The organism is Sphingomonas sp. dw_22 (assembly GCF_018449795.1).
GTDB lineage: Bacteria > Pseudomonadota > Alphaproteobacteria > Sphingomonadales > Sphingomonadaceae > Sphingomonas.
Map to the genome: position 1 here is coordinate 1 of NZ_JAAVVE010000040.1, position 23,504 is coordinate 23,504.

Genomic DNA, 23,504 nt, shown 5'->3' on the forward strand with positions numbered 1-23,504 from the left:
TCTGCCGCCCCCCCCCCCCCCCTCCCCCCCCGCTCCCCCCCCAGCCCGCCCCCCCCGCCACCCCCACCCCCCGGCGCGCCGCCTGCCCGGCCCCCCCGGGGGCTATCCGCCCCCCCGCCCCGGGGGCCCGCCGCCCCCCCCCCCCCGCAGCGACGCGCCGCGTGCCGACAAGCCGCGCAGCTATGCCCGCCCCAAGAGCAAGTGGCAGGCCCGCCCCGCCCAGGGCGGCCAGCGCAACAACAATGCGGGCCGTCCGCGCTGACCCTATGGCGTGGTGACCAACCGGTCCCACGCCCCACCCGTCGTCACCCCGGCCTTGTGCCGGGGTGACGGAGGAAATCCGGGTGACGGAGGAAATAGGGCGCGCCCTTCCTTCGAAAGTCGATCGACCGCCTATATCCTGTACCATTCCGGCACGTCTTGTTTCGGCACAGCCGCACCCCGATCCGCATCTATCGCAATTCGCCCCGAAATCGGGCATTCCCCTACGAAATCTTGACGGATGTTTGGGGGATATGATGCGCAAGACCTTGCTCACGGCCGCGCTCCTTGCGGCAGCAGCCCTGCCCCAGGCCGCCAATGCCCAGATCGTCATCACCGGCCTGACGCCCGATCCCGGCTATCTCGCCGCGGACTCGCTGTTCTACACGCCGCTGGGCTATGAGTTCGGCTCGCCGGGCATGAGCCGCTTCCATGTGACCGGCACCGACAATGGCGCGCCGCTCGATATCTTCACCTATTGCATCGACGCGCTGCACGCCTTCCACACCGGCGAATTCGCCTGGGCCGACATCTCGGCGATGGTGCCCGACGCCGATCGCCAGGGCCAGCTCCTGACGCTGCTCACCCGATCGGACCTGTTGCTTTCGGCCGAAAGCAACACGCTGGCGCGCAAGACCATCTCGGCCGCGACCCAGCTCGCGGTCTGGGAGATCGTCCATGAAGGGCAGGGAGCGTCCTACGATACCACGTCCGGCGACATCTACACGGTCGGCGGCAACAGCGGCGACGCCCGCACGCTCGCCAACCATTATCTCTCGATGATCGCCGACGGAAGCTGGACCGCGGTCGCAGGCTACAAGCTCCAGGTGCTGTTCGCGGGCGACAACCAGAGCCAGGTCCATGTGACCGCCGTGCCCGAGCCGGCGAGCTGGCTGACGATGATCGGCGGCTTCGCGCTGGTTGGCGGCGCGATCCGCCGCCGCCGCGGCGCAATCGCCAAGCCCAGCGCGGCCTGACCCTACGTCTCCGGGGGCTTTCCCGCCAATATCCAGGGTCGGCGGATAGAATTGCGAAGCGCCGCGCGGGCACTACCAAAGTCCAGCATGCGACTCGGGTTGCATCCTCGCCCCCCCGATGCTAGCAGCCCGCCAACCCATAGGGGCGCCCTTCCGGTGCTGCCCCTTTTTTGCATGGGGCCACCTTTCGAACCTCCAAGAGGAACATAATCGCGTGGAGAATTCCGGCGGTATCCAGGCCAGCTTAAGCGGACGCTATGCCACCGCCCTGTTCGGGCTCGCCCGCGACGCGAAGGCAATCGACAAGGTCGAGGCCAGCCTCGGCACGGTGCGCAAGGCGCTCGACGAATCGTCGGACTTCAAGACGCTGACCACCAGCCCGCTGATCGGTCGCGCCGATGCGGTGAAGGCGGTCGAGGCCGTCGCGGGCGTGCTGAAGCTCGACGCGACCACCGCCAAGTTCCTGGGCGTCCTCGCCGAGAATCGCCGGCTGGGCCAGCTTCCGGCGATCATCCGCGCCTTCCGCGATCTCGCCGCCGGCCATCGCGGCGAGACCACGGCGGAAGTCGTCTCCGCCCATCCCCTCGACGCCGCCCAGGTGGACGCGCTCAAGCAGCAGCTCCGCACGCGAATCGGCCGCGACGTCACTGTCGACCTCTCGGTCGATCCCTCGCTCCTCGGCGGGCTGGTCGTGAAGATCGGCAGCCAGATGATCGATTCGTCGATCAAGACTCGACTCAATTCCCTCGCGCACGCGATGAAAGGCTGAAAATGGATATCCGCGCCGCAGAAATCTCGAAGGTCATCAAGGACCAGATCGCCAATTTCGGCACCGAGGCCCAGGTCTCGGAAACCGGCCAGGTGCTCTCGGTCGGTGACGGCATCGCGCGCATTCACGGGCTGGACAATGTCCAGGCCGGCGAGATGGTCGAGTTCGCCAACGGCATCCAGGGCATGGCGCTCAACCTTGAAGCTGACAACGTAGGCGTGGTGATCTTCGGCTCGGACGCCGAGATCAAGGAAGGCGACACCGTCAAGCGCACCGGCACCATCGTCGACGTGCCGATCGGCAAGGCGCTGCTCGGCCGCGTCGTGGACGGCCTCGGCAATCCGATCGACGGCAAGGGTCCGATCGAGACGACCGAGCGCAGCCGCGTCGAAGTGAAGGCGCCCGGCATCATCCCGCGCCAGTCGGTTTCCGAGCCGATGCAGACCGGCCTCAAGGCGATCGACGCGCTCGTGCCGGTCGGCCGCGGCCAGCGCGAGCTCATCATCGGCGATCGCCAGACCGGAAAGTCGGCCGTCGCGATCGACACCTTCATCAACCAGCGGGGCGTCAACGCCGGCGACGATGAGAAGAAGAAGCTCTACTGCGTCTATGTCGCGGTCGGCCAGAAGCGCTCGACCGTCGCGCAGCTCGTCAAGACGCTCGAAGAGAATGGCGCGATGGAATATTCCATCGTCGTCGCCGCCACGGCTTCCGAGCCGGCGCCGCTCCAGTTCCTCGCGCCCTATACCGGCACCGCGATGGGCGAGTATTTCCGCGACAACGGCATGCACGCGCTGATCGTGTTCGACGATCTTTCGAAGCAGGCCGTGGCTTACCGCCAGATGTCGCTGCTGCTGCGCCGTCCGCCGGGCCGCGAAGCCTATCCGGGCGACGTCTTCTATCTCCACTCGCGCCTGCTGGAGCGCGCCGCCAAGATGAGCGACGCGAACGGCGGCGGCTCGCTGACCGCGCTGCCGATCATCGAGACCCAGGCGGGCGACGTTTCGGCCTATATCCCGACCAACGTGATCTCGATCACCGACGGCCAGATCTTCCTCGAGACCGACCTGTTCTTCGCGGGCATCCGCCCGGCGATCAACGTCGGCCTGTCGGTCAGCCGCGTCGGCTCGGCCGCGCAGACCAAGGCGATGAAGAAGGTCGCCGGCTCGATCAAGCTGGAGCTGGCCCAGTATCGCGAGATGGCCGCCTTCGCGCAGTTCGGCTCGGACCTCGACGCCTCGACCCAGCGCCTGCTCAACCGCGGCGCGCGCCTGACCGAGCTGCTCAAGCAGCCGCAGTTCAGCCCGCTGCCGTTCGAGGAGCAGACCGTGTCGATCTTCGCCGGCACCCAGGGCTTCATCGATGCCGTGGCGGTGCAGGACGTGGTCCGCTACGAGCAGGCAATGCTCGCCGACATGCGCGCGAACCACGCCGACATCCTGGGCGCGATCCGCGATTCGAAGGATCTCTCGGACGACACCCGCGCCAAGCTCAAGGACGCGCTCACCGCGTTCGCGAAGACGTTCGCGTAACTGAAAGCCCTCTCCCCACCGGGGAGAGGGTTGGGAGAGGGGCAGTAGGCACGCCCTTCCCTCATCGAACTACCCCTCTCCCCGACCCTCTCTCCGGAGGGGAGAGGGAGTAAGAAGGAAGAACCGGACTTGGCCTCGCTTAAAGCCCTCAAGATCCGCATCGGCTCGGTCAAGTCGACGCAGAAGATCACCAAGGCGATGAAGATGGTCGCCGCCGCCAAGCTGCGCCGTGCGCAGGAAGCGGCGGAGGCCGGCCGCCCCTATGCCCAGCGGCTTGAAAGCGTCGTCGCCAGCCTCGCCTCCAAGGTGACGGTGAGCGAATCCTCGCCGAAGTTGCTCGCCGGCACCGGCCGGGACCAGGTCCATCTGTTCGTCGTCGCGACCTCGGACAAGGGCCTGGCCGGCGCGTTCAACACCAACATCGCCCGCCTGGCGCGCCGCCGCGCGCAGGAGCTTATCGCCCAGGGCAAGACGGTGAAGTTCTACACGATCGGCCGCAAGGGCCGCGCCGTGCTCAACCGCCTGTTCCCGAAGGATATCGTCCATTCGGCCGAGCCGGGCGACCTGGGCAAGCTCGGCTTCGCCGAGGCCCGCGCCTTCGCCGACGACCTGATCGCCCGCTTCGAAGGCGGCGAATATGACGTCGCGCATCTGTTCTTCTCGAACTTCAAGTCGGTCCTCACCCAGGAACCGACCGAGCAGCAGATCATCCCCGTCGCCGTGCCCCAGGCCGGTGCGGAGACGAGCGGCTCGGGCGCAGCGGTCACCTATGAGCCGGACGAGGAATCGATCCTGGCCGATCTGCTGCCGCGCAACGTCGCCATCCAGATCTATCGCGCGATCCGCGAGAATGCCGCCTCCGAGCAGGGCTCGAAGATGACCGCGATGGACAATGCCACGCGCAACGCCGGCGATCTCATCAATCGCTTGACGATCCAGTATAACCGCACCCGCCAGGCCGCGATCACGACCGAGCTGGTGGAAATCATTTCGGGCGCCGAGGCTCTCTGATGCGCGGCGGCGCCCTCCTCCTGCTGCCCGCCTGCCTGGCGGTCGCCGGATGCGGCGACGGCGCGGACACGCATGCCGATGCCGGGCTGAACAGCGAGATGGCGGCCAAGGCCAACGGCACGCTGCTCGATCCCGAAAAGGTGATGGCGGAGCGCTGGCAGTCGGTCTTCGATCCGGCCAAGGCAGTCGCGGTAGCCAACGAGTTCGGCTATCGCGCCGGCGCCTATGCGGCCAAGGACGGCGCTTACGGCGTCACCGGCACGCAGCAGCTGCTGCCCGATGCCAAATCACCGCTGACGATCGCCACGAACTTCTCGGCCAAGGGAAACAAGGCCGACCGGATCGACACGATCGCCTTTTCCTTCGACGTGAAGCAGAACGGCAAGGTCGCCACCAAGAAGGAGCGCGACGCGGCCCGGATTCCCGACCGGATCGTCCGGGGCTTTCTCCAGCGCTTCGAGGTCGGCCCCAGCGATGCGGTCCGTCAGGCCGTCAACCAGGGAACCGCCACCGAAGTCGAGCTGCACGGCGTGACCGTCAAGGTCGCCGCCGAGCCGCTGCCGAGCGGCAAGCCGCCCGTCGATCGCCGCATGACGGTGACCTTCACCAACAATTCCGAAGCCCAGGCTTCGAGCTAACAAGATACAACCGCAAGGAAGCAGATGATGGCAACCGCCGCAAAGACCCGCAGCAGCGCCGCCCCCGCGGCCACCAACAATGTCGGCCGCATCAGCCAGGTGATCGGCGCCGTCGTCGACGTGGCGTTCGAAGGCGAGCTGCCGGCGATCCTCTCGGCACTCGAGACCGACAATAACGGCACGCGCCTCGTGCTCGAAGTCGCGCAGCATCTGGGCGAGAGCACCGTCCGCACGATCGCGATGGACGCGACCGAGGGCCTGACCCGCGGCCAGACCGTGCGCGACACCGGCTCGCAGATCCGCGTCCCCGTCGGCCCGAAGACGCTCGGCCGCATCCTCAACGTCATCGGCGAGCCGATCGACGAGCGCGGCCCGGTGAACGCCGAGCTGACCTCGCCGATCCATGCGCCTGCGCCGCTGTTCGTCGACCAGTCGACCGAAAGCTCGATCCTGGTCACCGGCATCAAGGTCATCGACCTGCTCGCGCCCTACGCCAAGGGCGGCAAGATCGGCCTGTTCGGCGGCGCCGGCGTGGGCAAGACCGTGCTCATCCAGGAGCTGATCAACAACATCGCCAAGGGCCATGGCGGCACCTCGGTCTTCGCCGGCGTCGGCGAGCGGACCCGTGAGGGCAACGATCTCTATCACGAGTTCCTCGACGCGGGCGTCATCGCCAAGGACGCCGACGGCAACGCGACGTCCGAGGGCTCGAAGGTCGCTTTGGTCTATGGCCAGATGAACGAGCCGCCGGGCGCCCGTGCCCGCGTCGCGCTGTCGGGCCTGACGATCGCCGAATATTTCCGCGACGTCGAAGGCCAGGACGTGCTGTTCTTCGTCGACAACATCTTCCGCTTCACCCAAGCGGGCGCCGAGGTGTCGGCGCTGCTCGGCCGCATCCCGTCGGCCGTGGGCTATCAGCCGACGCTGTCGACCGACATGGGCGCGCTGCAGGAGCGCATCACCTCGACCAACAAGGGCTCGATCACCTCGGTCCAGGCCGTGTACGTTCCCGCGGACGACCTTACCGATCCGGCGCCGGCCACCTCCTTCGCCCATCTCGACGCGACGACGGTGCTCAACCGCGCGATCTCAGAGCTCGGCATCTATCCGGCGGTGGACCCGCTCGATTCGACCAGCCGCGTTCTGGAGCCCCGCATCGTCGGCCAGGAGCATTACGAGACGGCGCGCGCCGTCCAGTCGATCCTCCAGAAGTACAAGAGCCTGCAGGACATCATCGCGATCCTGGGCATGGACGAGCTTTCCGAAGAGGATAAGCTGACCGTCAGCCGCGCGCGGAAAATCCAGCGCTTCCTCTCGCAACCGTTCCACGTCGCGGAGGTCTTCACCGGCATTCCGGGCGCGTTCGTGCAGATCGAGGATACCATCAAGTCGTTCAAGGCGGTGGTGAACGGCGAGTATGATCACCTGCCCGAAGCGGCCTTCTACATGGTCGGCGGCATCGACGACGCCATCGCCAAGGGCAAGAAGCTGGCCGAAGAGGCCTGATACCGACTCTCCCTCTCCCCTTTGGGGAGAGGGCCGGGGAGAGGGGCCTTGCAACAAGGCGCGTCGCTCTCCCCCTCTCCCCAGCCCTCTCCCCGAAAGGGAGAGGGAGCAGAGGCAAGAAAATGCTGCACTTCGAACTCGTCACTCCCGAACGTCTGGTCCGCTCCGAGGACGTGCACATGGTCGTCGTCCCGGGCACCGAGGGCGATTTCGGCGTGCTCGAAGGCCATGCCCCGCTGATGTCGACGATCCGCGACGGCAATCTCGAAATCTACAAGGCCGGCGCCACCACGCCGGAGACGATCCGCATCGAAGGCGGCTTCGCCGAAGTCAACGAGCGCGGCCTGACCGTGCTCGCCGAAAAGGCGGACTGAACAGGCTCCCGCTCGCCGATCCTTAGCGACCAAGAGCGGGATCGCCGCCGAGATCGTTCGCTCCTATCGCATGCTGGGGTTCCGTATCGCGTGCGGTCGCGCTGCGCTGACGGGCAGCAAGCAACATCGCGAGCAAGGCAAAGATCGGCTCAATGAATCGGGGATAGTGCAGCATGCCCTCGATCAAGCTCATGGCAAGCAGACAGAACAGGACTGCGAGCGCAGGATAAAGCCGGCGTTGACCGGCCGCGAATTGGCTCACGGCAACAATGGCGCGTCCAAGCAGCCAGAGACCACCAGCCGCGCCGACAATACCCCATGAAATCAGGAACTGCAGGATAACATTGTGGGGCTGGGTATGCGCCCACCCCACATAGACCTCCCAGAAGATGGACCCTGAACCCCAGCCGAAGACGGGCGACTGCAACCAGCGCGCAATCGTCGCGGACCAGAGCGCCAGCCTGCCACCGGTCATCATGTCCGCGCTAGCGTCGTCGCCTGCGGTCCAGAGCAGAAATTCGGGTAGTCCCCGTGGCGCGCAAATCCACGCTACGATGCACGCGATGCCCGTGAGACCGGCAGCGATTCCAATCGCGCGCGAGCCAGGAACGCGCCTGCCGAGCAGAATGAGCGCGCCCATCGCGACCGCCATGCCGAATATGGCGCCTCGAGTTCCCGACCAAATCGTCAGAGCAGCGGCCAACACATAGGCCGCCTGGCGCCAGCCAACCCATCGCGGTTGCGTCGAGAAGAGTAGCGACGCGAGCAATCCAGCGGCGACAGCCCCCGTCCACGATCCAAAATGCCGCACACTGATGAATCCAGGCAGCGCAGATACCCATTCGATGGTGCCGCCCGGCACGGCACTGGCAGGAGGCGGGAAATTGAATCGCCACGCCGTAAGAAAAGTCAGGGGAATGAGGCCGGCCGCCAGCCACCAAAGCATCGCGTCGAGACCGTCGGCGCGGCTGTTCAAGGACAGGTCGAAAATTGCCAGCGCGAAACGAAGATGAACAATGGTGAACAGCGAAATGGCTATCGAAACCGACATCAGACGCGATATCAGCAAGCTGCTGGTAAAAAGGCCGACAAGTAGAAGAAACCCCGCCAGCTTCACATCCAGAGGCAGGCGCTGCAAACTGCTCAGGCCGCTGGCGACCCGCCGCTGAGACCATAGGATCACGCCAATTTCTGCGACGACGAATGGAAACTCCAATAGGCGAGTCCACTCCATCCATGGCAACCTCATCTGGTGGATGAAGGTCGGGTAACAAAGAGCTGCTATAAGCGGCATGACACCACCGAAAAGTACTCCCAGAACCGAGCCGGGGCTTGTCGAAAGGGCGGTTAGGCCGACCTTCTCACGAGCGGATCGAGACAACATCGTCATACCGTCCGCTTAGGCTGGGGTTCGTTTAGAAACCGTTAGCCATAAGAGCGCACTCGGTTCCCTTCCTCGACAATCCCCCTCGCCCGGCAAACCGAAGATCCGGTTAGCTAATTCTCAAGCCTTGGCGGTTAACCCTGCCGCCATGGTAGGGATGAAGAGCCCGCGATGAGTGCTTTTGGACGACGCAACGGACTGGGTGGCGGCGCGGGTGGCCGGCCTGCCTTCGGAGTCGCGAAGCCGATGCAGGGCCCCGGCCCGGGCCGCGGCGAGGCGCCGCCGCTCGGCGGCGAGCAATTCCCCCCGATCAACAGCGTGCCCCTGCCCGGCACCGGCGCACCCGATCCCATGGCCGAGCGCGATCCCGCCGGGCCCAGCGTCGCCAGCAGCGATGCGCTCCAGCGCCTCGCCGACCGCCAGGCCGCGACCGGCGACCAGGGCAATTCACGGATGGAGGGCTTCGAAGCCTCGATCCACCGCATCAAGGAACAGGTGCTGCCGCGCCTGCTCGAGCGCGTCGATCCCGAAGCCGCCGCCACGCTGAGCAAGGACGAGCTGGCCGAGGAATTCCGCCCGATCATCGGCGAAGTGCTTGCCGAGCTGAAGCTCACGCTCAACCGCCGCGAGCAGTTCGCGCTCGAAAAGGTGCTGGTCGACGAGCTGCTCGGCCTCGGCCCCCTCGAAGAGCTGCTCGCCGATCCGGCGATCAGCGACATCATGGTCAACGGCCCCGAGCAGACCTTCGTCGAGCGCAAGGGCAAGCTCGAGCTCGCCAACATCCAGTTCCGCGACGAGGAGCATCTGTTCCAGATCGCGCAGCGCATCTGCAACTCGGTCGGCCGTCGCGTCGACCAGACCACGCCGCTCGCCGACGCCCGCCTGAAGGACGGCAGCCGCGTCAACGTGATCGTGCCACCGCTTTCTCTGCGCGGCACCGCCATCTCGATTCGTAAATTCTCGGCCAAGCCGATCACGCTCGACATGATGGCCGGCTTCGGCTCGATGAGCCCCAAGATGGCCACCGCGCTCAAGATCGCGGGCGCCAGCCGCTTCAACATCGTCATCTCGGGCGGCACCGGCTCGGGCAAGACGACGATGCTCAACGCGCTCTCCAAGATGATCGACCCCGGCGAGCGCGTGCTGACGATCGAGGACGCGGCCGAACTCCGCCTCCAGCAGCCGCACTGGCTCCCGCTCGAAACCCGCCCGCCCAACCTGGAGGGCCAGGGCGAAATCACCATCCGCGATCTCGTCAAGAACGCGCTGCGCATGCGCCCGGATCGCATCATCCTGGGCGAGATTCGCGGCAGCGAGTGTTTCGACATGCTCGCCGCCATGAACACGGGTCACGACGGATCGATGTGCACGCTCCACTCGAACAGCCCCCGCGAGGCGCTAGCGCGTATGGAGAACATGGTGATGATGTCGGACATCAAGGTGCCCAAGGAAGCAATCTCGCGCCAGATCGCCGATTCGGTCGACCTCATCATCCAGGTGAAGCGCCTGCGCGACGGCTCACGCCGCGTCACCAACGTCACCGAGGTCATCGGCATGGAAGGCCCGGTGATCGTGACGCAGGAGCTGTTCAAGTTCGAATATCTGGACGAGAGCGCCGACGGCAAGATCCTCGGCGAATACCGCTCGATGGGCCTGCGCCCCTATACGCTGGAAAAGGCCAAGATGTTCGGCTTCGACCAGGCGATGCTGGAGGCGTGCCTGTAGGCTCCGCCTAGCGCTGCACGCCGGCCCGCGCCGGGCTGAAGAACATGAGATAGACCAGCCGGCCATTCTCCGGCCGGTCGCCGAAGCCCGGCCCGGCGGTATGCCACAGCCAGGGGCGCAGCAGGACCAGGCGGTTGAAGCGCATCGGCACGCGCATCGTCATTTCCCAGCAATCGGGATCGCCGCCGTCCTTCTGCACGATATCGTCGACCATCGCGTTCCAGCTCGCATAGCCGAGCCTCGCCAGTTCCTCGGGCGTGGTCGGCGCATGATCGGTGCGGGTGCGGCGATGGCGGAAGAATTCGGTGCCGCCGTCGCAGTCCTCCGGCGCGCTGAGATAGAGGATGCCGGACCAATAGCCGGGATCGATATGGACGCGCGGCCGCGCATCGTCGCGCGCCAGCGTGATGCGGCACTTGGCATGCGACATCGGCGGCGAGGGTGGCTGCAGCCGTTCGCCGGTCAGTTGCGATACCTGTTCGGCAAGGCCGGAGATGTTGATCCGCTCGGCGGAATTGCGGCCGGGAAACGGCCCTGCGAGATCGGGATAGGTGAGCGACAGCGCGTGGGCGCGCAATGCCTCGGCGCCATCCAGGAAGTCATCGACGACAATCAGCGAGGTTTCCATCGTCCCTGCGCCTAGCCTCGCCCGGGGATGCTGGCAAATCGGCGGCCGCGCCGCTTCGGCGCGATGATTCGGCCGAAAGCCCGAACGAGGATGCAAATGGCGGAAATCCGCGGATGCTGCCCGACTACCGCAAGTCGGTCGGTTGACACGGTTGACACCGGCAATGCGGAAAACCTCTCTGCCTTCGCGAAAGGCGCAATTCGAGACCATGACGATGAGAAAGAGCCCCCTGCGGCTGACAGGCGAAATCCTATATTGCAAGCCTCGGAAGGGCGGCCTCCCGGCGGGACGCCGCATGCCGACACGATCCGCCAACCAAGACCCGGCATTCCCCTTTCCCGCATTCGCGGCATAGACTGGTCCGGTGATGCTGCCCCTGCTCCTCGCGCTCGCTTCCCCTGCCGGCGCCACAGCCACGCTCGCCCCCGATGCGGAGGCGCGCTGGGTACCGTTCGAGCTGACGCCCAACAACCACGTCAGGTTCAGCCTCACGATCGACGGCAAGCCCGCCACCGCGATCCTCGATACCGGCATGACCGACACGATGCTCTCGGATCGCTTCGCCGCCATCGCCGGCATCCGGCCGCGCCAGCGCCAGCGCGGCACCGCGATCGGCGGGCAGGTCGCGATCGGCTGGGCGGCAGGACCGACGCTGGTGATCGGCGGCCTCACCCACAGCGGCGGGCGGATCGGCATCGCGCCGATGGAGACCCCGCCCGAGGCCAATGTCGTCACCGCCGACATGCTGATCGGCGCGGACGTGCTTTCGTGCTGCGCGCTCGACATCGATTATCCCGGCCGCCGCTTCCGCATCCTCGCCAGCGGCCGCATGCCCTTCACCGGCTTCACCGCGCCGCTCGCCCATGCGCGCGGCCGCAGCGTCTGGGTGACCGAGCTCGCCATCGCCGGCACGCGGCTGCGGCCGATGCTGATCGATACCGGCGACGGCACCTGGGTATCGCTCACCCGCCCCGCATGGCTCTCGACCGGCTATCGGGGCGCACAGATCACCACGACGCTCGGCTATGGCCTGGGCGGCCCCTCGATCACCGAAGCCGCCGTCATCCCCAATGCGACGATCGCCGGCACCGATACGGGCGAGATCGAGGTCCGGATCGAGGATGCCAATGGCTATTCCGGCCGTGCCGGACTGGCCGGGCGGATCGGCAGCGCGCTGCTGATGCGCTTCCGCGTGCTGTTCGACGTGCGCGCCGGCCGCATGGTGCTGCAGTCCGCCGCGTCCGATGCCGCGCCCTATATCCGCTCCACCAGCGGGCTGCTGATGGGCTATGCCGAGCGGAGCCTGCGCGTCCTCCACGTCATGCGCGGCTCCCCCGCCGCCGAGACCGGCTGGCGCGAGGGTGACGCGATCTGCGTCGCGAACGGCACGCCGATCACCGACGCCGCGTCCGCCCAGGCGCTGTCGGGCTGGACGGCCGGACCGCCCGGCACCGCCGTCCGCCTGACCCTGTGCGACGGCACCGAACGCACTCTGACGCTGCGGCGCTTCTATTAGGGGCGGCGTTCGCGCGAGTCGGTGAGCGTGCCAAACCTTCCTCCGTCACCCCGGCCGAAGTGCCGGGGTCCACTGTGCGGCTAGGAGAGCCGCTAGAGGTTATAGGGGCTCATGCGCGGACGGGTGGACCCCGGCACTTCGGCCGGGGTGACGATGAAATAGGGCGATTCGCGTTGTCACTCACCCCGATTCAGACATTCCCGAACCGGCCAACCCGGCTATAAGACCTCTCGATGAAGGCGCTTCTCGATCCCGGCAACGCACTCGCCCAGGGGCTTGCTGCCGTCCGCACCGAATTCCAGGTTCCCGCCGGCTTCCCGCCGCACGTGCTCCAGGCCGCCGAAGCCGCGGCGAAGCGCGTGCCCAGCAGCCACATCGACCGCACCGGCCTGCCCTTCGTCACGCTCGATCCGGCCCCCTCGACCGATCTCGACCAGGCCTTCTGTATCGAATCGAGCGGCGCCGATCTGATCCTGCGCTATGCCATCGCCGATGTGGACTGGTTCGTGGACGAAGGCGGCGCGATCGACGTCGAGGCATGGCATCGCGGCGAGAGCCTGTACCTGCCCGACGGCAAGGCCGGGCTCTACCCGCCGATCCTGAGCGAAGGCGCGGCCAGCCTGTTGCCCGGCGGCCCGCGCCCGGCGGTGGTCTTCATCGTCCGGGTGGACCCGAACGGCGCCGTCCGGCTCGACGGCGTGGAGCGGGCGATCGTCCGCAGCCGCGCCAAGCTCGCCTATGAAAACGTGCAGGCGGCGGATCTGCCGGCGCAGTTCGGCGAGCTCGCGCGCCGCATCCAGGCGGCCGAGACCGCGCGCGGAGCGGCGCGCGTCGATCCGCCCGAACAGGAAGTCGCCGCGCTGCCCGAAGGCGGATACCGCCTGGTCTTCCGCCCCCGCCTCGCCTCCGAGGACGACAATGCGGCGCTGTCGCTCGCCACGAACATGGCGGTGGCGGATGCCCTCTATGCCCATCAGACTGGCCTGTTCCGGGTGATGGACGAGCCGAGCGCGTCCGCGATCGCCCGGCTGCGCCTGACCGCCGCCGCCTTCGGCATCGCCTGGCCCGCCGGGATGCCGCTCGAGAAATTCGAGCGCACCCTCCACCAGCGCGATCCCCGGCAGGCGGCGCTCATGCTCGCGATCCGCCGCGCCGGCCCCGGCGCTTCCTATGCCCCCTATCGGCCGAGCGTGGTGCCCTGGCACGCCGCGATGGCCGCCACCTATGCGCACGCCACCGCGCCGCTGCGCCGCCTGGCCGATCGCTATGTGGTGCGCACGGCGCTGGAGATCGCCAACGGCCGGCCGGTTCCCGCCACGGCGCGCGACGCCTTCGACAAGCTGCCCGCCGTGATGGCCAAGGCGGATTCGATCGCCGGCCGGATCGATCGCATGGTCGTCGATCTGGCCGAGGCGGTGCTCCTCTCCGGCCAGGAAGGGACGGTCTTCCCCGCGGTGGTCACCGATTCGGACAAGCACGGATCGAAGGTGCAGTTGCGCGACCATCCCGTCGTCGCGCGGATAACCGAAACGGCCGAGCCCGGCACCCGGCTCGACATCCGCCTGACCGGCGTCGACACGGCCCGCCGCACCGTCACCTTCGAGCGCGCCTGACCGTTTCCTTGCGTTGCCGCGCGGGTGCCGGCCCGCTCCCCCACCCGGCCACCCAACGCCAGTATCCTATGGGTGGCCGGGTGGGGGAGCGGGCCGGCACCGCGCCTGTTTCAGCTTCACTGAAACAGAACTAACGCATATTCAGCGCCACGCTCACCAGGATCACCGCGCCCAGCACGGCCATCATCTGGAGCATCGCCCAGGGCATGAGCCCCACCCGATCGGGGTCGCGCCGCTTGCGCCGCCGGCTCTCGCCCACCCCGCTAACCACCGCGAGTAACAGCGCTGCAACAGCCCCGCTCCATAATTGTTGTTGCATCACGGCATTTCGCTCCCACATCCATGCAAGCATCTAGGTAAGGTATCGCCATGCGCCAGCCCCTCGCCCTCGCCGCGATCCTCACAACCGCCATCGCGGTCGCCAGCGTCGCCGCCGGCGAGCCCGCCACGCAGCGCCATTCGCTGGAGCGCGCGACCGCGGCACCCACGCGCACGCCCGCCAATGTCGCCCGCGACAAATATCGCCATCCGGTCGAGACGCTGGCTTTCTTCGGCGTGAAGCCCGGCCAGACCGTGGTCGAGATCTGGCCGGGCGGCGGCTGGTACACCGAGATCCTCGCCCCGCTCACCAAGGCGCAGGGCACGCTCTACGCCGCCACGCCCTGGCCGAACGGCGCCAAGGGGGTGCAGGCGCTCCAGGCGAAGGACGCCGCCACCTATGGCAAGGTGAAGCTCGCCGCCTTCCCGGTCACCGCCGCCGATCAGCCCAAGGTGCCCGACGGCACCGCGGATATCGTCCTCACTTTCCGCAACGTCCATAACTGGCGGATGGGCGAGGGGCGCGGCGACCAGGATTATTCGGCCGAGGCGTTCAAGCAGATGTATGCGATGCTCCGGCCCGGCGGCGTGCTGGGCATCGAGGAGCATCGCCTGCCCGAGGATGCCAGTGCCGAGCGCGAGCGCGATTCCGGCTATATCAAGGTCTCCACCGTCCGCCGCCTCGCCGAGCAGGCCGGCTTCCGCTATGTCGCCGCGTCCGAGGTGAACGCGAACCCCAGGGACAGTGCCGACTGGCCGAACGGCGTGTGGACGCTGCCGCCGACCTACAGCCAGAAGGATGTCGATCGCGCGAAATATGCGGCGATCGGCGAGAGCGACCGGATGACGCTCAAGTTCCGCAAGCCCTGACGCCGGGCTTTCCGGCGGAAGTCATTACGGGCGCGCAAGGATTTTCCGAACCGGTCCGGATTCTCCACGTCGCGTTAACCATTCTGGCTTACCCCAGTGAATCGTGCCCCGCCGGATCCGATCTTTGCTGTCCGTCCTACGCGACGAGGTCGACACCTATGCCAGCACGAGCGAGGAAATCGCCGTGCGGACGAACCTGCTCGCGCTCAACGCCGCGATCGAGGCGGCCCGCTCGGGCGAGGCCGGGCGCGGCTTCTCGGTCGTCGCGCAGGAAGTGAAGGCGCTGGCCCAGCAGGCGCGCGGCGCATCCCATGAATTCCGCTCCGAGGTCCGCGAGCGGCTGGCGCTCGGCGCCGGCATCGCCGACGAGATGGTGAGCGAGATCGAGGGCACCCGCCTGGTCGAACTTGCCCAGGCGCTGATCCAGAACGTCACCCGCCAGCTCTACGGCCGCAGCCTCGATCTGCGCGTGATGGCATCGGATGCCGAGATCGTCGCCGCCACGCTCGATCCGAGCCCCGAGAACCTCGCCGCCGCGCAGAGCCGGCTCGAACAGCTCGTCGGCACCTCGCCCTATTACGTCAATGCCTTCATCGCCAATGCGCAAGGGCGGGTGCTGCTCTGCTCCAATCCGCATGCGCGCGTGCTCGGCGTCGATCTTTCCGATGCGCCGCAATATCTGAACGCGATGGCGAGCAGCCGCCGCGACGAGTGGTTCACCGACGAAGTGTGGGAAAACCCCTATTCGGACGGGCGCGCGGTGCTCGTCTTCGTCACCGGCATCCGCCCGCGCGGCCTGGACGGCGCGCCGGCGGGCGTCTTCTATCTCGAATTCGACTGGCAGGGCCACATCCCCGCGATCATCTCGGATAAGTCGCTGTTCGGCGACAAGGACTGGGCGCGCACCCGCATCGCGATCGTCGATCCGGCCGCCCGCGTCGTCGCCGATACCCAGGGCACGCGCTACGGCCAGATCGTGCCGCTGCCGGTCCATGCGGTGCGCGGCGCCGAAAGCCGCGGCGAATCGATCGTCGCCTTCGCCACGGCGGCCGATTATCACGGTTTCGACGGACTGGGCCTGCGCTGCGTCATCGAGCAGGAGATGCTGAGCGCCGACGAGATCGAGGCGGAACTGGGCGGCCTGCGCGCGCGGCACAACGCGGCGGCGTAGAGCGAGCCGCTTCCCATCGTCACCCCGGCCGAAGTGCCGGGGTCCACTGTGCGGCTGGGAGAGCCGCTCGAAGCTGTCGGGGCTCGGCGGCCGGAAAGTCCCACACGCCCGATGAGCAACGAGTCGGACGTGCCCCGCACGTCCGAGACTGGCCTTCGGCCAGCCCGAGCTCGTTACTTCCCCAGTTTCTCGATCTTGTCCTGCAGCCGCGCCAGCTCGGCCTTGAGCGCCGCGACATCGTCGCCGCTCGATTCGGCCGCAGGCTCCGCTGCGGGAGCCGCGGTGCCCGGCTTGAACGCATTGGCCGCCGCCTCGAACATCGCGATGTTGCGCTTGGCGATCTCGGCGAAGGGCGAGTTGGCGAACGCACCCTCGACCGCCGACTTGAACTGCTCCTGGTTGCGGCGGAAGCTGTCCATCGACGCTTCCAGATAGCCCGGCACCATCGCCTGCATCGAATCGCCATAGAGGGCGATGAGCTGGCGCAGGAAATTGACCGGGAGCATGGTCTGGCCGCGCGCTTCCTCTTCCATGATGATCTGGGTCAGCACATTATGGGTGATGTCCTCTTCGGACTTCGCATCGATGACCTTGAAGTCCCGGCCTTCGCGCGTCATCGCCGCCAGATGGTCGAGCGTGATGTAGGAAGAAGTCTCGGTATTGTAGAGCCGGCGGTTCGCATACTTCTTGATGATGACGGGACCAGTACCAGGCGTAGCTTTCTTCATGGGAACCCCCGCGCGTGACAGACGCACACCTAACACGGTTTTTTTCCGCATCGCAACAAGGGCCTCGCCCCCTGCCGCTGTTTCTTGAGCTGCTGCGCAGCGAAACTGCAACATCCTCCGAACGACGCGCCGCGGCATTGAAGGGGCTGGCCGCCTATCAGGAAGCCAGGCGCCCGGCGCCCCGCCCGCCCAAGCCGGCCATCGCCGCCGCCGGCCGCGCGACGCTGCGCGATTATGGCGGGCGCGGCCGGCCGGTCGTGTTCATCCCCTCGCTCATCAACCCGCCGATGGTGCTCGATCTCGCGCGCGGCAATTCGCTGCTGCGCTGGCTCGTGCGCCAGGGCGTGCGGCCGATGCTGATCGACTGGGGCACGCCCGGCCCCGACGCCCGCGATGAAGACGTGACCGCGCATGTCGAGCGCCTGCTGCTGCCCATGCTGCGCACCCTGAAGCGCCCGCCGGTGCTGGTCGGCTATTGCCTGGGCGGCACGATGGCGATCGCCGCCGCCGCGGCAAGCGAGGTCGCCGGGCTCGTCACCATCGCCGCGCCCTGGCATTTCTCGGGCTATGGCCCCGCGCTCGAATCGATGGCGGCGCTGTGGGACCAGGCGCAACCGACCTGCGAGGCGCTGGGCGTGGTGCCGATGGAAGTGCTCCAGGCCGGCTTCTGGCAACTCGATCCGAAGCGCACGATCGCCAAGTTCGAGCGTTTCGGCCACCTCCCCCCGCGCAGCGCCGCCGCAAGCGCCTTCGTCGCGCTGGAGGACTGGGCCAATGGCGGCGCCCCGCTCGCCTATGCCGCCGGCCGCCAGCTCTTCGACGACTTCCTCTCCGCCGACCTGCCCGGCCAGGGCCGCTGGCAGGTCGGCGGCAAGCCGGTCCGCCCCGAGACGCTCGCCTGTCCCACGCTCTCCTTCATCTCGACCACCGACCGGATCGTACCCCCCGCCAGCGCCCCGCGCCTGGGCGATGTCCGCGAACTCTCGATCGGCCATGTCGGGATGATCGTCGGCGGCCGCGCCCGCAACCTCGTCTGGCAGCCACTCGCGGACTGGCTAACCGCGCTTCCCCCCACTAGATAGCCGGCAAAAGAATCCACCCCGCAGGAGTCTCCAGAAAATGACCGAAGTCGTCATCACCGCCGCCAAGCGTACCCCCGTGGGCAGCTTCCTCGGTGCCTTTGCCGCCACCCCCGCGCACGAGCTGGGCCGCACCGTGATCGAGGCCGCGCTCGCCCAGGCCGGCGTCAAGGGCGAGGAGGTCAGCGAAGTGATCCTCGGCCAGGTGCTGACCGCCGCCCAGGGCCAGAACCCGGCCCGCCAGGCGGCGATGGCCGCGGGCGTCCCCAAGGAAGTGCCGTCCTGGAGCGTGCAGCAGGTCTGCGGCTCGGGGCTGCGCGCCGTGATCCAGGGCTATCAGTCGATCGCCTCGGGCGATGCCGACATCATCGTCGCCGGCGGCCAGGAATCGATGTCGCTGAGCCCCCACGCCCAATCGCTCCGCCCCGGCACCAAGATGGGCGATGTCAGCTTCGTCGACACGATGATCAAGGACGGCCTGACCGATGTGTTCAACGGCTATCACATGGGCATCACCGCCGAGAACCTCGCCGAGCAATATCAGGTGACGCGGGAGCAGCAGGACGGGTTCGCCGTCCGCTCGCAGAACCTCGCCGAGAAGGCGCGCGCGGAAGGCCGCTTCAAGGATGAGATCGCCCCGGTGACGGTCAAGACCCGCAAGGGCGAGACGATCGTCGCCGACGACGAATATATCCGCGCCGGCGTGACGATCGACGGCATCTCGGGCCTCAAGCCCGCCTTCAAGAAGGACGGCACCGTCACCGCCGCCAACGCCTCGGGCCTCAACGACGGCGCCGCCGCGCTGGTACTGATGAGCCGCACGGAAGCCGAGAAGCGCGGAAGCCCGATCCTCGCGACGATTCGGAGCTGGGCCTCGGTGGGCGTCGATCCGTCGATCATGGGCATCGGCCCGGTGCCGGCATCGCGCAAGGCGCTGGCCAAGGCCGGCTGGACCGTCGACGATCTCGACCTGATCGAAGCCAACGAAGCCTTCGCCGCCCAGTCGCTCTGCGTCGGCAAGGAGCTGGGCTGGGATGCCGACAAGGTCAACGTCAACGGCGGCGCGATCGCGATCGGCCACCCGATCGGCGCCTCGGGCGCGCGTATCCTGACGACCCTGCTCTACGAAATGCAGAAGCGCGACGCCAAGAAGGGCCTCGCCACGCTCTGTATCGGCGGCGGCATGGGTATCGCGCTCTGCGTCGAGCGGGACTGAAAGACCGCACGCCGGAAATGCTGACGACAGGAAGGCTGGGGAGCGATCCCCGGCCTTTCCTTTTGCGCGCGCCACATTGCCCTCCTCGCAATATAGCTATAGGGGGTATAGGTATGTCGCACCTTTCCGGAGATACCGTCCTCGTAAAGCGCGTCCGGCGCATCGCCGGTCAGGTCGCCGCCCTGGAGCGCGCCTTGTCCGAGAGCGAGGATTGCGCGGTCACGCTGCACCTCGCGGCGGCGGTGCGCGGCGCGGTGAACGGCCTGATGGACGAGATCGTCGAGTCGCACGTCCGCGCGCATGTCGCGGCCCCCGGCCTTTCCGACGACGCCCGCGCCCAAGGCGCCGAGGAACTGATCGCGGCCATTCGCCGCTATGGGAAATAACGCCATGGCCTCGCGCCCCGAAATCGACGCCTTCACCCACCGGCACGTCTTCCTCGCCGCGTCGCATGACGCGAATGCCCGCCGCACCCTGTGGGTGGTCGCCCTGACTGCCGCGATGATGCTGGTCGAGATCGCCGCCGGCTATGCGACCGGATCGATGGCGCTGCTCGCCGACGGGTTCCACATGGCGACGCATGCCGGCGCGCTGGGCGTGGCCGCCGCGGCCTATGCCTTCGCGAAGCGCCATGCGGACGATCCCGCCTTCAGCTTCGGCACCGGCAAGGTGGGCGATCTCGCCGGCTTCGCCTCGGCGCTCGCGCTCGGGCTGATCGCGCTCGGCATCGCCGTCGAATCGCTCCGCCGGCTGGTCGAGCCGGCGCACATCGCCTTTGGCGAGGCGACGCTGATCGCCGTCGCCGGGCTGGCGGTGAACCTCGTCAGCGCGCTGCTGCTGAGCGGCGGCCACCACCATCACACGCACGACCACGACCACGACCACGACCACGACCACGACCATGGGCATCATCACGGGCACGGACACGACAACAATCTGCGCTCCGCCTATGTCCATGTGCTTGCGGACGCGCTCACCTCGGTCCTCGCGATCGCGGCGCTGGTGGCGGGACGGTTCCTCGGCTGGACCTTCCTCGATCCGGTGATGGGCGTCGTCGGCGCGATCGTGATCGGGCGCTGGTCCTGGTCGCTGATGCGCGACACCGCCCTGGTGCTGCTCGACAGGACGGACGACCATGTCGCCGCCGAGATCCGCGAACTGATCGAGGGCGCGGGGGACGCGCGGATCGCCGATCTCCACGTCTGGCGCATCGGGCCCGAGGCGCATGCCGGCATCCTGAGCATCGTCAGCGAGACGCTCGATCCCGCCGGGGTCCGACGCCGCCTGTCCCCGGTCCACGAGCTGCGGCACCTGACGACCGAGATCCACCGCCCTTCAGGACGGATCGGCATCTAGAGTCGGGCGACCGCCGCCAAAGCCCCACCGTCACCCCGGCCGCAATGCCGGGGTCCACCGCGCGGCTGGGAGAGCCGCTAGAAACTTGGAGGGGCTCTCTCGCGGATAGGTGGACCCCAGCATTGCGGCCGGGGGTAACGATAGAGGAGTATGTGCCGATCCGTCCTAGAACCAGACCCGGTCGAACCTCTTCCCCAGCCCCGTCAGCAGCTCGTACTGAGACAACCCGCTCAGCGCCGAAGTCGCAGGCAGGGCGTATTCCATCGCCACCCAGTCGCCCTCGCCCAGTCCCGGCACGGCATCGACGCCGATCGCCACCAGGTCCATCGATACCCGCCCCAGCACCGGCAGCACCACATCCCCCGCCCGCGCGAGCCCGCGCCCGGAGAAGCAGCGCAGATAGCCATCGGCATAGCCGATGTTGAGGATCGCTACGTCGATGTCCGCCGGCGCGGTGAAGGTCGCGTTATAGCCCACCGTCTCCCCGGCCCGCACCCGCCGCCGCTGAAGCACCTGCGCCTCGGGCGTCACCACCTGGCGGATGCCGGCATGGCCCGGATGCTGCACGCCGCCATAGAGCGCGATCCCCGGCCGGGTCAGGTCGAAGGCATAATCCGTCCCCAGCGCGATCCCCGCCGAATTGGCCAGGCTCATCCGCTTCGCCGAAGTCCGCCCCCTGAGCGCCGCGAAGCCGGCCTGCTGCCGCGCGTTCATCGGCGAGTCCTCGTCGGCGCAGACGAGATGGCTCAGCAACGTCTCGATCGCCAGCCCGTCGAGCAGACCGCCCGCGATCTCCTCCGCCGACACGCCCAGCCGGTTCATCCCGGTATCGACCATCACGTCGCACACCAGCCCGGTCGGCTTCCAGCGCGCCACCTGCGCCGCGCTGACGAGCACCGGCCGCACGTTCGGCGCGCCCGGCGGATCCTCGGCCCGCACCCCGTGCAGCACCGATACTGCCACGCCCAGATCGGCCAGCGCCAGCCCCTCGGCCCAGCTCGCCACGAAGAAGTCGCGGCATCCCGCCGCCGCCAGCCGCTTCGCCACCTCGCGCGCGCCCAGCCCATAGCCGTCGGCCTTCACCGCGGCGCCGCACGCGGCGGCCCCGCTCATCCGGTCGAGCAGCTTCCAATTGGCGACGAGCGCGTCTCCGTCGAGATGCAGGCGTGAAGGAGCGATCATCCCTCAGCGGTTAGCGGCGCAGCGGCCCCGGCGCCACCGTCTCCTTCAATCCCCAGGCCGTCACCACCAGCGCCATCGCCACCACCGCGATCGTGTACCACAGCCCGGCATAGGGATCGCCGGTCTTGGCGACGATATACTGGCTGATGAGCGGCAGGAATCCGCCGAAATAGCCCGTGCCGAAATGATAGGGGATCGACATCGACGAATAGCGGATACGGCTGGGGAACATCTCGCTGAGCAAGGCCGCAACCGGCCCATAGGTCGCGCCCGAAAGCGCCATCAGCCCCAGGATACCCAGCACGATCACTGCGATATTGCCCGCCGGCGGCACCACCTTGGCAAGGTCGTACCCCGCCGTCTTGAGCGCCGCGTCGAGCGCCTCGGCGCGCGTGTCGCCCACCAATTGCCCGCCGATCGTCACGTCGAGGTCGGACGCCTCCGCCGTCTTGTACGCCACGCCCTTCTTCGAGAAATAGTCGAGCAGCCGGCCGCACGCGTCGGCCTGTTTCGCCGCGAACGGATCATAGGCGCAATGGGGGCCGGAGACGATCACCGGCGCGCGCTTGGCCGCCGCCGCCAGCCCCGGATTGGCCGCGCCGCCGATCAGCCAGAACAGCGGGAAGAGCAGCAGCAGGGTCAGCGCATAGCCGATCACGATCGGCTTCTTGCGTCCCACCCGATCGGAAAGGCTGCCGAAATAGAGGTAGAAGACCACGCCGATCAGCGAGGCTCCCCCACAGATGAGCTGCGCAGCGGTCGCATCCACCCGCATCGGGCCGGACAGGAACGAGAGGACCGAGAACATCGAGGTGTACCAGATCACCGTCAGCCCGGCGGCGATGCCGAACAGCGCGACGAACAGCCGCTTGCCGTTGCCGGGATAGGTGAAGCTCTCGACGAACGGGTTCTTCGAGGTCTCGCCCGCTTCCCTGATCGCCTTGAACACCGGGCTTTCGGAGAGCTTCAATCGCATCCACAGCGACACCGCCAGCAGCACGATCGAGAAGAGGAACGGCGCGCGCCAGCCCCAGGCATCCCAGCTCGCGGCAAAGGCGAACTTGAACGCCAGCACCACGATCAGGCTCAGGATGAATCCGCCGACCACGCTCGCCTGGATGAAGCTGGTGTGGAAGCCCGCGCGCCCCTTGCCCGAATGCTCGGCGACATAGATCGCCGCGCCGCCATATTCGCCGCCCAGCGCCAGCCCCTGGGCGATGCGCAGCAGGATGATGAGGATCGGCGCCAGCGCCCCGATCGCGGCATAGCCGGGGATCAGGCCGATCCCCGCGGTCGCCAGCCCCATCACCGTGATCGTGACGAGGAACGTGTATTTGCGCCCCAGCCTGTCACCCAGATAGCCGAACAGGATCGCGCCCAGCGGCCGGAAGCCGAAGCCCACGGCAAAGGTCGCCCAGGCCATCAGCGTGCCCAGCACGGTGTCGCCGGCGGGGAAGAAGGTGCGGCTGAGGATGCCGGTCGCGGTCAGCGTGCCCCAGATGAAGAAGTCGTACCATTCGAATATGGTGCCCAGCGAGGATGCGGCGATCACCAGCCGCATCTCCTTCGCGCTGGGCTCGGCCTGCGGCGCCCCTTCCGCGATCGCCATCTTGATCCTCCCCATTGGATTTGCCCGCAGCTTAGGGTCCG

The 23,504-nt window shown here is 67.6% G+C and carries 23 protein-coding genes; 17 read left to right on the forward strand and 6 right to left on the reverse strand.

Annotation, left to right across the window (positions count from 1 at the left end; genetic code table 11):
• From HB724_RS15690 to HB724_RS15725, 8 genes are all read left to right on the forward strand, one after another.
• On the forward strand, positions 1-262 hold a 262-nt coding region (locus tag HB724_RS15690; protein ID WP_213981884.1), incomplete at its 5' end, for a hypothetical protein.
• 256 nt (positions 263-518) lie between these two features.
• A complete protein-coding gene (locus tag HB724_RS15695; RefSeq protein WP_213981885.1) occupies positions 519-1,238 on the forward strand; it encodes a PEPxxWA-CTERM sorting domain-containing protein in 720 nt (239 codons plus the stop codon).
• Between the two features lie 214 nt (positions 1,239-1,452).
• Positions 1,453-2,007 carry a F0F1 ATP synthase subunit delta gene (locus HB724_RS15700; RefSeq protein WP_213981886.1) on the forward strand — a complete coding sequence of 185 codons (555 nt, stop codon included), beginning with the start codon at positions 1,453-1,455 and terminating at the stop codon, positions 2,005-2,007.
• 2 nt (positions 2,008-2,009) lie between these two features.
• A complete protein-coding gene (atpA, locus tag HB724_RS15705; RefSeq protein WP_213981887.1) occupies positions 2,010-3,539 on the forward strand; it encodes a F0F1 ATP synthase subunit alpha in 1,530 nt (509 codons plus the stop codon).
• 129 nt (positions 3,540-3,668) lie between these two features.
• Entirely contained in the window at positions 3,669-4,550 is an 882-nt protein-coding gene (locus HB724_RS15710) for a F0F1 ATP synthase subunit gamma (protein ID WP_213981888.1), read from the forward strand.
• Positions 4,550-5,188 (forward strand): hypothetical protein, encoded by a 639-nt coding sequence (locus HB724_RS15715; protein WP_213981889.1) that lies wholly within the window; start codon positions 4,550-4,552, stop codon positions 5,186-5,188. The genes HB724_RS15710 and HB724_RS15715 overlap by 1 nt, the downstream gene beginning before the upstream one ends.
• A gap of 27 nt (positions 5,189-5,215) precedes the next feature.
• Positions 5,216-6,694, forward strand: coding sequence for a F0F1 ATP synthase subunit beta (atpD, locus tag HB724_RS15720; protein WP_213981890.1), 1,479 nt, complete (start codon positions 5,216-5,218; stop codon positions 6,692-6,694).
• 122 nt (positions 6,695-6,816) lie between these two features.
• Positions 6,817-7,068, forward strand: coding sequence for an ATP synthase F1 subunit epsilon (locus HB724_RS15725; RefSeq protein ID WP_213981891.1), 252 nt, complete (start codon positions 6,817-6,819; stop codon positions 7,066-7,068).
• Positions 7,069-7,090: 22 nt separating this feature from the next.
• Here HB724_RS15725 and HB724_RS15730 read toward each other — a convergent pair whose 3' ends face one another.
• Positions 7,091-8,302 carry an O-antigen ligase family protein gene (locus HB724_RS15730; protein ID WP_213981892.1) on the reverse strand — a complete coding sequence of 404 codons (1,212 nt, stop codon included), beginning with the start codon at positions 8,300-8,302 and terminating at the stop codon, positions 7,091-7,093.
• A gap of 321 nt (positions 8,303-8,623) precedes the next feature.
• Between HB724_RS15730 and HB724_RS15735 the strand changes: the two genes are divergently transcribed.
• On the forward strand, positions 8,624-10,177 hold the full coding sequence (locus HB724_RS15735; RefSeq protein WP_213981893.1) for a CpaF family protein: 1,554 nt from the start codon (positions 8,624-8,626) through the stop codon (positions 10,175-10,177).
• Between the two features lie 7 nt (positions 10,178-10,184).
• Here HB724_RS15735 and HB724_RS15740 read toward each other — a convergent pair whose 3' ends face one another.
• A complete protein-coding gene (locus HB724_RS15740) occupies positions 10,185-10,805 on the reverse strand; it encodes a DUF6445 family protein (protein ID WP_213981894.1) in 621 nt (206 codons plus the stop codon).
• A 367-nt stretch (positions 10,806-11,172) separates the two neighbouring features.
• On the opposite strand from HB724_RS15740, the gene HB724_RS15745 reads away from it, so the two are divergent.
• Positions 11,173-12,321: an aspartyl protease family protein gene (locus tag HB724_RS15745; RefSeq protein ID WP_213981895.1), complete on the forward strand. Its 1,149-nt coding sequence runs from the start codon at positions 11,173-11,175 to the stop codon at positions 12,319-12,321.
• A 233-nt stretch (positions 12,322-12,554) separates the two neighbouring features.
• Positions 12,555-13,934: an RNB domain-containing ribonuclease gene (locus HB724_RS15750; RefSeq protein ID WP_213981896.1), complete on the forward strand. Its 1,380-nt coding sequence runs from the start codon at positions 12,555-12,557 to the stop codon at positions 13,932-13,934.
• A 130-nt stretch (positions 13,935-14,064) separates the two neighbouring features.
• Here the strand turns inward: HB724_RS15750 and HB724_RS15755 are convergent, their stop codons facing one another.
• Entirely contained in the window at positions 14,065-14,205 is a 141-nt protein-coding gene (locus tag HB724_RS15755) for a hypothetical protein (RefSeq protein ID WP_256731558.1), read from the reverse strand.
• 98 nt (positions 14,206-14,303) lie between these two features.
• Between HB724_RS15755 and HB724_RS15760 the strand changes: the two genes are divergently transcribed.
• A complete protein-coding gene (locus tag HB724_RS15760; protein WP_213981897.1) occupies positions 14,304-15,122 on the forward strand; it encodes a methyltransferase domain-containing protein in 819 nt (272 codons plus the stop codon).
• Between the two features lie 124 nt (positions 15,123-15,246).
• Positions 15,247-16,293, forward strand: a complete 1,047-nt coding sequence (locus tag HB724_RS15765; RefSeq protein ID WP_218625222.1) for a methyl-accepting chemotaxis protein — start codon at positions 15,247-15,249, stop codon at positions 16,291-16,293.
• Positions 16,294-16,466: 173 nt separating this feature from the next.
• Here HB724_RS15765 and phaR read toward each other — a convergent pair whose 3' ends face one another.
• Entirely contained in the window at positions 16,467-17,021 is a 555-nt protein-coding gene (phaR, locus tag HB724_RS15770; RefSeq protein WP_213981899.1) for a polyhydroxyalkanoate synthesis repressor PhaR, read from the reverse strand.
• A gap of 71 nt (positions 17,022-17,092) precedes the next feature.
• Here phaR and HB724_RS15775 point away from each other — a divergent pair, with 71 nt between their 5' ends.
• The 4 genes from HB724_RS15775 (at position 17,093) to dmeF (ending at position 20,672) form a co-directional block, all read left to right on the forward strand.
• On the forward strand, positions 17,093-18,103 hold the full coding sequence (locus HB724_RS15775; protein ID WP_213981923.1) for an alpha/beta fold hydrolase: 1,011 nt from the start codon (positions 17,093-17,095) through the stop codon (positions 18,101-18,103).
• 37 nt (positions 18,104-18,140) lie between these two features.
• The gene (locus tag HB724_RS15780) at positions 18,141-19,316 is read left to right on the forward strand and encodes an acetyl-CoA C-acetyltransferase (RefSeq protein WP_213981900.1); all 1,176 of its coding nucleotides are present in this window, start codon (positions 18,141-18,143) and stop codon (positions 19,314-19,316) included.
• A 113-nt stretch (positions 19,317-19,429) separates the two neighbouring features.
• Positions 19,430-19,702 (forward strand): metal/formaldehyde-sensitive transcriptional repressor, encoded by a 273-nt coding sequence (locus tag HB724_RS15785; protein ID WP_213981901.1) that lies wholly within the window; start codon positions 19,430-19,432, stop codon positions 19,700-19,702.
• A gap of 4 nt (positions 19,703-19,706) precedes the next feature.
• Entirely contained in the window at positions 19,707-20,672 is a 966-nt protein-coding gene (dmeF, locus tag HB724_RS15790; protein ID WP_213981902.1) for a CDF family Co(II)/Ni(II) efflux transporter DmeF, read from the forward strand.
• Positions 20,673-20,837: 165 nt separating this feature from the next.
• Here dmeF and HB724_RS15795 read toward each other — a convergent pair whose 3' ends face one another.
• Both HB724_RS15795 and HB724_RS15800 read right to left on the reverse strand, forming a co-directional pair.
• Positions 20,838-21,854, reverse strand: coding sequence for an alanine racemase (locus HB724_RS15795; protein WP_213981903.1), 1,017 nt, complete (start codon positions 21,852-21,854; stop codon positions 20,838-20,840).
• A 10-nt stretch (positions 21,855-21,864) separates the two neighbouring features.
• On the reverse strand, positions 21,865-23,463 hold the full coding sequence (locus HB724_RS15800) for an MFS transporter (RefSeq protein WP_256731559.1): 1,599 nt from the start codon (positions 23,461-23,463) through the stop codon (positions 21,865-21,867).
• Positions 23,464-23,504 lie beyond the last annotated feature (41 nt).

What these genes read in the sequence shown, in the direction of transcription:
- atpA (WP_213981887.1), top strand. Translation starts at nt 2,010, where the DNA reads ATGGATATCCGCGCCGCAGAAATCTCGAAGGTCATCAAGGACCAGATC.
- atpD (WP_213981890.1), top strand. Translation starts at nt 5,216, where the DNA reads ATGGCAACCGCCGCAAAGACCCGCAGCAGCGCCGCCCCCGCGGCCACC.
- HB724_RS15745 (WP_213981895.1), top strand. Translation starts at nt 11,173, where the DNA reads ATGCTGCCCCTGCTCCTCGCGCTCGCTTCCCCTGCCGGCGCCACAGCC.
- dmeF (WP_213981902.1), top strand. Translation starts at nt 19,707, where the DNA reads ATGGCCTCGCGCCCCGAAATCGACGCCTTCACCCACCGGCACGTCTTC.
- HB724_RS15715 (WP_213981889.1), top strand. Translation starts at nt 4,550, where the DNA reads ATGCGCGGCGGCGCCCTCCTCCTGCTGCCCGCCTGCCTGGCGGTCGCC.
- phaR (WP_213981899.1), bottom strand. Translation starts at nt 17,021, where the DNA reads ATGAAGAAAGCTACGCCTGGTACTGGTCCCGTCATCATCAAGAAGTAT.
- HB724_RS15735 (WP_213981893.1), top strand. Translation starts at nt 8,624, where the DNA reads ATGAGTGCTTTTGGACGACGCAACGGACTGGGTGGCGGCGCGGGTGGC.
- HB724_RS15695 (WP_213981885.1), top strand. Translation starts at nt 519, where the DNA reads ATGCGCAAGACCTTGCTCACGGCCGCGCTCCTTGCGGCAGCAGCCCTG.
- HB724_RS15740 (WP_213981894.1), bottom strand. Translation starts at nt 10,805, where the DNA reads ATGGAAACCTCGCTGATTGTCGTCGATGACTTCCTGGATGGCGCCGAG.
- HB724_RS15785 (WP_213981901.1), top strand. Translation starts at nt 19,430, where the DNA reads ATGTCGCACCTTTCCGGAGATACCGTCCTCGTAAAGCGCGTCCGGCGC.
- HB724_RS15725 (WP_213981891.1), top strand. Translation starts at nt 6,817, where the DNA reads ATGCTGCACTTCGAACTCGTCACTCCCGAACGTCTGGTCCGCTCCGAG.
- HB724_RS15780 (WP_213981900.1), top strand. Translation starts at nt 18,141, where the DNA reads ATGACCGAAGTCGTCATCACCGCCGCCAAGCGTACCCCCGTGGGCAGC.
- HB724_RS15760 (WP_213981897.1), top strand. Translation starts at nt 14,304, where the DNA reads ATGCGCCAGCCCCTCGCCCTCGCCGCGATCCTCACAACCGCCATCGCG.
- HB724_RS15800 (WP_256731559.1), bottom strand. Translation starts at nt 23,463, where the DNA reads ATGGCGATCGCGGAAGGGGCGCCGCAGGCCGAGCCCAGCGCGAAGGAG.
- HB724_RS15730 (WP_213981892.1), bottom strand. Translation starts at nt 8,302, where the DNA reads ATGGAGTGGACTCGCCTATTGGAGTTTCCATTCGTCGTCGCAGAAATT.
- HB724_RS15750 (WP_213981896.1), top strand. Translation starts at nt 12,555, where the DNA reads ATGAAGGCGCTTCTCGATCCCGGCAACGCACTCGCCCAGGGGCTTGCT.
- HB724_RS15795 (WP_213981903.1), bottom strand. Translation starts at nt 21,854, where the DNA reads ATGATCGCTCCTTCACGCCTGCATCTCGACGGAGACGCGCTCGTCGCC.